Annotated in this window: 5 protein-coding genes and 1 pseudogene; 2 read left to right on the top strand and 4 right to left on the bottom strand. The window is 41.0% G+C overall.

Going from position 1 to position 7,153, the window contains the following annotated elements; genetic code table 11:
* Positions 1-199: 199 nt before the first annotated feature.
* Entirely contained in the window at positions 200-1,738 is a 1,539-nt protein-coding gene (locus tag L659_RS0107990) for a transposase (RefSeq protein WP_024590181.1), read from the bottom strand.
* Between the two features lie 813 nt (positions 1,739-2,551).
* On the opposite strand from L659_RS0107990, the gene ltrA reads away from it, so the two are divergent.
* Positions 2,552-3,850: a group II intron reverse transcriptase/maturase gene (gene ltrA / locus L659_RS0107985; RefSeq protein WP_231388435.1), complete on the top strand. Its 1,299-nt coding sequence runs from the start codon at positions 2,552-2,554 to the stop codon at positions 3,848-3,850.
* Between the two features lie 79 nt (positions 3,851-3,929).
* Here ltrA and L659_RS0107980 read toward each other — a convergent pair whose 3' ends face one another.
* Positions 3,930-4,748 carry a TIR domain-containing protein gene (locus tag L659_RS0107980; protein ID WP_024590179.1) on the bottom strand — a complete coding sequence of 273 codons (819 nt, stop codon included), beginning with the start codon at positions 4,746-4,748 and terminating at the stop codon, positions 3,930-3,932.
* A 499-nt stretch (positions 4,749-5,247) separates the two neighbouring features.
* Between L659_RS0107980 and L659_RS1000000124095 the strand changes: the two are divergent.
* Positions 5,248-5,325 (top strand): annotated as a pseudogene (locus L659_RS1000000124095) (hypothetical protein); the annotation flags it as partial.
* Positions 5,326-5,454: 129 nt separating this feature from the next.
* On the opposite strand, the gene L659_RS0107975 reads toward L659_RS1000000124095, so the two are convergent.
* Positions 5,455-6,234, bottom strand: coding sequence for an SDR family oxidoreductase (locus L659_RS0107975; protein WP_024590178.1), 780 nt, complete (start codon positions 6,232-6,234; stop codon positions 5,455-5,457).
* A gap of 9 nt (positions 6,235-6,243) precedes the next feature.
* A complete protein-coding gene (mmsB, locus tag L659_RS0107970) occupies positions 6,244-7,143 on the bottom strand; it encodes a 3-hydroxyisobutyrate dehydrogenase (RefSeq protein WP_024590177.1) in 900 nt (299 codons plus the stop codon).
* Positions 7,144-7,153: the final 10 nt, after the last annotated feature.

The raw sequence follows: 7,153 nt of genomic DNA, 5'->3' as shown, positions 1-7,153 counted from the left end.
TAACGAGCCTGTAGATTAACTCGTTTTTAAATTTGTTTTTATTGATAAACAAACCATAGCTGAGTTCCTATTTTGGTTCAATTGATTACTATATTTTTATGCAGAATATAGAAGTGTTTGATATTGTTTTAATTGGCGTTTTGGAAGGGATTACGGGTGTTTGAGTGGCTTTAATTTAGGTTAAAAGGGCTTCCCCTTTTTAATGTATCGTATTTTTCAGCTTTTCTATATTATGAACAAGGCAATACAATTGCCATTGCGCATTTACTTTCGCTTGACCCCGTAAGGTCAATTTATTCATGCCTTTGTTCACTGTAATATTCCCGAACACCGGTTCAATACAGCCGAGCCGTTTGCTGTATTGTCGTCGTCCGATTGGGCTGTCTATTTTAACTTTCATCTTATCGACATAGCTCAGCTTTTTGCGCGATTCATTATTTATAAACTGCACTTGTCGTCCTCTTTCTATCGGTGGTTTTCGCATGCATTGCTGCTGTAGCGGGCATGTTTTACAGTCTTTTAAGTAACCACAGAATCGCGTGTATTGCTGGTTATGGCTGTTTACATTGACCCCGCTTCGCCACATGGCATTGCCTGCAGGGCAGCGGCATGTTTGCGTTGTCTCATCATAATGAAAATCGTCTGAGGTAAATAACCGAGGCTTGCCTTTGCTGCGTTTTAGTCGCCGTTTTTCTTGCTCTGTTTCGTATGTTTCGCTGTCTTTAAATAGCGGATTTCGTTTTCTAAATTGGTTATCCGCAATGTAGGTATCGAACCCACTTTGCGCCATAAACTCAAGATTTACTTCGCTGTTAAACCCACTGTCTGCGGTAAATTTGATGGTGTGTTTATCTGCCATTTTTTCTGTATTGAGTTTAGCAAGCTGCTGTTTTAATTGTGCAACGGCTGGCTGTAAAGTTTGTTGTTCGCCCACTGAGCCCCACGCTTGTGCTTGCAGGATGATTTGATGTTTATCATCGTTTATCGCGATGCCGTTGTAGCCTTGAATTGTCCCTTTTGAGGTCGTCATCTTCGCACTATCTGGGTCAGTGATATTACTTTTAACAGGCTTGCCTTTACTGCCTGTTTTCTCTTCGTGAGTGGCTAAAAACTCGGTGATTTTACCTGCACTTCTATCCAGCTTTTCTTTTTGTTTTAAGTCCTGAGTTATCAACTCTTCGCCCAGTCCATCTTGTGATTGGTGGCGTTCAATAATACGTTTGCTTGCGCGTTCTAGTTTTGCTTTTTTGCGGCTTAACTCATCGAATGTGCCGCTCCACTCTTTACTCGCATTGGACTTTAATTTACACCCATCAATGGCAAACATATTGCGGCCTATCAAGTCTTCCTCATCACATATCATCAGCACTTGCGTGAAAAGTGGCTCAATCTGTTCATGCATTTTAGCCACAAAACCCGCTATAGATGTGTAATGTGGCTGGATATCACCCGACACACTCATAAATAAAATGTTCGTCTCACACGCTTTAGCAATTCGACGGCTACTGATCAAACCATGTGCATAGCCCAGTAAAATAATCTTTAGCATTACCGAAGGTGGATACGCCGCCGCGCCCGTTTTGTCATTGTTGTACCACGCGTCAAATCCCGATAAATCGAGTTTATTTTCGACAATATAACAAAGGGCATACTCAAAAGTGCCAGGCAGAATTTGCTCAGCGAAATTGATAGGAATGAATTTATTTTGACAGGATAAGTCAGGCTTGTAGTTAGCCATAACAGTTTACCGTGGGTGAATAATATCTATTAGATCACAGCAAACAGATGGATTCAAGGTTAAAAAGCAACCAACCAAGAATAGTTGGATACGTTCCTAAAAAGAGTAATTCTACAGCCTCAACGCCTAATTAACAGGCAAATAATGGTTGGCTAAAATAAGCGACGAAGGAGCAAAAGCCAACTGTTATTTGTCCTTGTTTAATTTCTTGTGTACGCCCGACATGGGCATTGACTTATGAGGTGAAAGTCCTCTGTAGGAAGATCACCGTTTAAATAACATACTGTTATTAAACGATAACTACTAGCGAATGGCAAGGGCTAAATCGCGAGAGATAGTCTGGAGGAAGCCGCTAGCAAATCTGTGAGCTGATGAACAAAAACATCATATGAGGCGTAGGCTGGAGACGAGCTAGCACAAGATAGCGAAGTCATGTGATCTAACGGCCACCGTAAATGATGCAGTTGTGCAGAGAAAGTCGATGCTCCTTATCCGGGGAGATCTGATAAACACGCATACGCGCTAACGCTTGTAGCGTTACCAGTAGGGACTGGTTGTTCAACCCTTGGCGCTTTGGTTACTGCGACCTATAGCGAGCGAAATAGCAGTAAACAAGCGTTAGTTTAGACGCGCTTTATCGAGTAATCGCTAGAGTGATTTATCAGAAGTCAGCAGACGGCATAGTAGCCAAACGCCCATCGTAATGGAGGGGACACGGTGAAGGCCTGAACATCTTAACCAGAGGAGATACTACAATTGAACTTGAATTCACATAGATCACCGTGTTGTGATAGTGATGAACAGCGTTCTGCTGTGAATAATACCTCGAATGAATACAACCAAACAAATCATGACCTGATGGCAAGTGTACTGAGCAACCACAATATTGGCACAGCATGGCAACATGTTAAGCGAAATAAAGGGGCTGCGGGTGTCGATAATATGAGTATTGAGGAATTTAATGACTTCGCTAAGCTACATTGGTTAGGCATTAAACACCAATTACTTAACGGCACTTATCAACCATTGCCAGTGAAACGTGTGATGATACCCAAACCCGATGGCGGTGAGCGAATGCTTGGGATCCCCTCTGTTATCGACAGAGTGATCCAACAAGCCATTGCTCAAGTGATTAGCCCTTACTTTGAGCCTCAATTTTCACTACATAGTTATGGTTATCGCCCTCATAAAAGAGCCAGTCAAGCAGTGAGCCATGTTCAATACTGTGTTAAACAAGGTTGCAAAACAGCGGTCGATATTGACTTGTCTAAATTCTTTGATGAAGTAAACCATGACATGCTGATGAATCGTGTTGCTCGTAAAATCAAAGACAAAGCACTCATGCGCCTACTCGGTAAATATCTGCGAGCAGGGGTAGCAGAGCGCGAAACAGGTCTGTGGTTTGAGTCAACCAAAGGAGTCCCTCAAGGTGGGCCATTATCCCCTTTACTTTCCAACATTTTACTCGATGAATTAGATAAGAAGTTAACCTACAAACAGCTTAAGTTTGCACGTTATGCTGATGACATAATCATTTTAGTAAAAACGAAAAGCGAAGGGCTCATAATCCAACGGGACATTACTGCGTTTATCACTCAGCGATTAAAACTTAAAGTGAATGAATCGAAAAGTCGAGTCGGTCCAGTATCAGGCTCGAAATTTCTTGGGTTTACCTTCCGCTACGCTAAAGTGCAGATCCACGAACAGGCGCTAAAGAAATTTAAAGCAAATGTAAGAGAACTCACTAACCGCAACTGGGGGATCTCAATGACCCTACAGATTCATAAACTCACGCAGTATTTACGTGGCTGGGGACACTATTACCTAATAGCCAACGCTTATCAGTTAACGGTGGATTTAGATCATTGGATACGCCGTAGGATAAGAATGTGCTACTGGCGGCAATGGCGTAAACCACGCACGAAAGTACGCAGTTTAATAAAGCTGGGTGTTAGCGAACGACTCGCCATAGCCTGTGGTATCACCAGCAAAGGCCCTTGTCGAAGCTCGAAAACAAAAGGAATTAACATTGCATTAGGTAATGACTATTTAGCGTCACAAGGTTTAGTGTCATTGAGAGATATTTGGATCAATATTCATTACGGGAGATGAACCGCCCATTGCGGACCCGCATGATGGGTGGTGTGGGGGCTGGAGGTTAGAGACCTCCGGCTACCCGATTAGCACTACTTTAACCCGCAGCAGCTGATATGGATTTGAAACCATACTTTAACTTATCGGACATCTTGTAATCCTTAAGCGTTTTATTGACTAAGTTATGTGCATAATCTTTTGGTATATCATAATCAACTAAAGCATTCGCTATTTGATCAGGTGAATACTTACCTGATTCAATCATATCAATGATTTTTACAACTATTTTTTTATCAAAATCATAGCTATTCTTGGATTTATAACTTAACTCTGATTCAAGGCTCCTAACCCTATTAGATAAGCCTCGAGTGTGATTTAAAATCTCACCCAAAATATCTTGCTCTGATCGAGGGGGTACAATTTCTTCAGGTTGGTTATTAGCTACTGCCAAATCAAATTTTTCTTTGAATTGTGGCCAATATGTATCAAAAACTTGTTCTAATATGCGCTCATCTAAGGCATTAGAATCTAAACAATCATTTATTGTTCTAGCTAAAGCCCATACGCTACTTCTATCCGGTGTCGTGTGATTGAATTGCCCTAATGGATCTTGTAAATCCTCAGGATTTAAATCAATTAAAAATGTACAGACTCTATTAGTTGTAAGACCTTTGGCTAACGCACCTGTCTCGAATAAAATCCATGGTTTATTTTTGTTCTCTTGAGTCAAACAAACAACACCAACGGATACATCTTTTAATTTATCATTGATTTCAGAGAACCAAATTGCACCACGGTCTATATCTCTTGTCGAAATCCAAGGTTGAGAGGCTTGAATCACACACTTAAGCCAGTCACTCATTAATTCTGCAACAGCTTTACTTCTTTTACCTGACCAACTTACAAATATTTTCATTCTAAAATCCTTCTCCGAAATTTGATTGTATTGCTAACAATTTTGTCTACGACATTTGTCGTTTTATAAACCGACAAATGTCCATATATTACAGTGCATTTATCTTAACCATCAAATAAACACCTGTAAACAATTAGTTAACTGGAAATTATTTTTAATCAATGCACAAATGCACCGAAATGGTGGAGAGCAGTAATAAATGGTGGAGATCAGTAATATTGGACAAAACAACAAGTACTGTCTATATATACAGTTAAACTTTTACTAGAGATTCATATCATGAAATCACCTTTTTTAACTATGATATCCGAACAAATGTATCTAAAGCGTTATTCTAAAAGTACTATTAAAGCGTATTTATACTGGATAGCTTCGTTTATTTGATTTAATTCTATGAGGCACCCAACAACGATGGGAGATAATGAGGTCGAACTTTTTTTAGCTTTTTTAAACTCGTTTAGTCAACCAACAAAATGTTGCTCCTAACACTCAAACACAAGCCTTAAATGCGTTGAGCTTTTTATTTAAAGAAGTGATTAAAAAGCCACTCTCATTAGGTTTTATTAAGAGCAAATGAGCAACTAATTTCACAACAAAATGCCAACGCCGTTATCAGTCCTTTTCAAGATTATAAATCTCCCCGATTTAAAACAAAAAAGCATAACCCATAGAGCTATGCTTTTAATCAACCTTAATCCCGCTTGTTTTACAAACGAATGCCGCCGTCTATTTCTACCACGCGGCCGGTAAAAAAGTCGTTTTCGATAATGTATTGTGCAGTATGGGCAATTTCGTCGCTTTCGCCTAAGCGCCCTACTGGCGTTACTGCAAGCATACGTTGTTTGGCTTCGGGCTTCATGGCGTCGGTCATGGCGGTACTTATTACACCTGGTGCAATAGCGCCTACGCGTATACCAAATCGACCAAGTTCTTTAGCCCATGTGGTGGTAAGTGCCACTACGCCTGCTTTTGATGCCGCGTAATTTGTTTGACCTATGTTACCTGCGCGCGCTACGCTCGACATATTAACAATAACGCCGCCTTTGCCTGATTCAATCATGTGGCTTGCAGCTTCCCGCCCTGCTAAAAACACACCGGTCAGGTTTACATCAATCACGGATTGAAATTGCTCAAGAGACATTTTTTTTACCACTTTACCGTCTTTAGCCTTTATAAACATGCCGTCGCGTAAAATACCGGCGTTGTTTATAAGCACCCCAATGTAACCAAAATCGCTGTTAATGGTATTAAATACGTTTTCTACTTCGCTCTCATTTGTTACGTTTGCGGCATAACCTTTTATATTGCTAGTTACACCCTCAAGCTGCATTAATTGCATAAGTTGCTCGCATGCGTTGTTTAATAAGTCTTGTGCCATATCTATTAAAGCAATGTTTGCACCCATAAGTGCAAACTTTTGCGCCATTGCAAAGCCTAAACCTTGTGCGCCCCCAGTTATTACTACCGTGTTATTTTTAATTTCCACGCGTTGCTCCTACTTAGAAAACAGTTTAAAAATGGCACTAAAGTCATCACTACCAGCACCTTGGTGTTGTAGCATAGTGTATAAATTTTTAGCCATTGAACCCATAGGGGTTGATGAATTACTTTGCTGCGCGGCTTCCATGGCAAGTCCTAAATCTTTAGCCATTAAATCAACCATAAAGCCAGGTTTGTAATTGTTACTTGCAGGGGCTGTATCCATTACACCTGGGCAAGGGTTGTAAAGTTCAAGCGTCCAGTTACGGCCCGAACTTGCGGTCATAATGTCGCTAAGTACTTTAGGATCGAGGCCATTATTTATGCCCATTTGCAGTGCTTCACTGGTGCCTGCCATTAAAATACTGAGTAGCATGTTATTACATATTTTTGCTACCTGCCCTGCGCCAATATCGCCTGCATGAAATATGTTTTTACCCATATCACTCAGCACTGTATGTGCTTTATTAAACGCTGCTTTTTCGCCGCCTACAATAAAAGTAAGTGTGCCTGCGGTTGCGCCTGCAACGCCGCCCGATACCGGTGCATCTACAAAGCTTATGCCTTGTTTACCAAGTGCGCTGCCTACAATGCGTGCTGATTCTGCATCTATTGTTGAGCAATCAATTACTAATGTATTTTTGCTCAGCACGTTAATTAAACCGCTGTCGTCGTTATTACCCAAATACAGGGATTTAACATGTTTGCCCGCAGGTAACATGCTAATAAGTACGTCAGCATTGGTTGCGCACTGCTTTGCATCAACTGCGGCTTTTGCGCCTTTGCTTGCAAGTTCATTTACGACCGACTGGTTTAAATCGAACACACTCACAGTATGTCCAGCTTTGATTAAGTTAGCCGCCATTGGGCCGCCCATATTGCCTAAGCCGATAAAACCGATATTGAGTTTAGTCATCGTCTTTCCT

Source organism: Pseudoalteromonas sp. S8-8 (assembly GCF_000497875.1).
Taxonomy (GTDB): domain Bacteria; phylum Pseudomonadota; class Gammaproteobacteria; order Enterobacterales; family Alteromonadaceae; genus Pseudoalteromonas; species Pseudoalteromonas arctica.
The sequence above is the reverse complement of the archived record's forward strand: the minus strand, read 5'-3'. Positions and strand labels throughout refer to the sequence as shown.

Excerpts from the sequence above, each read along its gene's own strand:
- mmsB (WP_024590177.1), bottom strand. The coding sequence starts at position 7,143 with ATGACTAAACTCAATATCGGTTTTATCGGCTTAGGCAATATGGGCGGC.
- L659_RS0107980 (WP_024590179.1), bottom strand. The coding sequence starts at position 4,748 with ATGAAAATATTTGTAAGTTGGTCAGGTAAAAGAAGTAAAGCTGTTGCA.
- L659_RS0107990 (WP_024590181.1), bottom strand. The coding sequence starts at position 1,738 with ATGGCTAACTACAAGCCTGACTTATCCTGTCAAAATAAATTCATTCCT.